General features: G+C 69.7%; 1 protein-coding gene. It reads right to left on the reverse strand.

Annotated elements, in window-relative coordinates; all coding sequences use genetic code 11:
- A partial coding sequence (locus EWV37_RS15415) for an ISL3 family transposase (protein ID WP_129702508.1) occupies positions 1-1036 on the reverse strand: 1036 nt, incomplete at its 3' end.
- Positions 1037-1147 lie beyond the last annotated feature (111 nt).

Genomic DNA, 1147 nt, shown 5'->3' on the forward strand with positions numbered 1-1147 from the left:
CGGGGCGGGCGTGGTAGACGGCACGCAGCTTCTGGTAGCAGTGCCAGGCGAGGGTGACTTCATAGTGCGGGTCCCCGGCCTCGAGCTTCGCGTTCAGGCGGGTGATCTGCTTGGGAGTGAGGTGCTCGGCGCCGATCTGCAGGGTCCGGCGGATCCCGTAGAGCGGGTCTCCGGCCCGTCCGCGGTGACCCAGGGTGTCGTGTTGCACGCGGCGACGCACCTCGTCGACGACTTGGCCGCCGAGCTTGACCACGTGGAACGCATCGAGCACCGTGATGGCCTCCGGGAGCTTGTCGCGGATGGCATTGGCGTAGCCGTGGAACGGGTCCAGCGTCGCCGTGCGGATCCCGCTCGTGAAGGTCGGCCCCTGCTCGGAGAGCCAGTGGCCGTAGGCGGCCCCGGTGCGGCCCTTGACCAGGTCCAACAGTCTCGCCCGAGGCCGGCCGTCCTCACCGCGGGAGTGGTCCACGATCCCGGTGACCAGTCCGGTGCCGGGCGGACCGACGTGGCGCCAGACGTGCTCGTCGACACCGAGAGCGTCCACACCGGTCAGCCGCTCCTGCGCGGCCAACTGGTCCTCGATGACCGGGGCGATGGCATCCCAGACGGTGTTCCAAGCGACCCCTAGCATCTCAGCCAGGGCCGAGACCGCGATGTCGTGGGAGCGCAGCTGGGCCACGGCCCAGGCGATCGCGCGGGTGGTGAGCTTGCCCCGCGGGGCCGCCAGCTCGTGGAGCTCACTGAACGTCGAGATCTCGCAGGCGTCCTCGAGGCAGCGGTAGATCCGCTTGCGCCAGCGAACCCGCACCGGCACCCCAGCACAGGGCAGGTCGTGCAGGAGCACCTTCCGGCGGCCATGACCGGTGGCGAGCACTGCGCAGGAGGGGCAGCCCACCAGGGGCGGCACGGTCTCAACCACCACGGTGAACTGGCGCGCCCCGCGTTCCACGGCCAGGACGTGGACGTCGGGCAGGTCGAAAAGCGCGCACGCGGGCGCGCAGATAGCATGAGACACGTCGAGGCCTTTATGGATCAGGTTGCTTGGTCGCTACCCATCCTGGAGGCCTCGACCTCTACCCAGACCCCACAACACGCGCTCCGAAACGCCCCCACGCACCCGGCTACCCATGCTCATCTGTGAAGGGCC

It is taken from the genome of Kocuria carniphila (assembly GCF_004136555.1).
GTDB classification, from domain to species: domain Bacteria; phylum Actinomycetota; class Actinomycetes; order Actinomycetales; family Micrococcaceae; genus Kocuria; species Kocuria carniphila.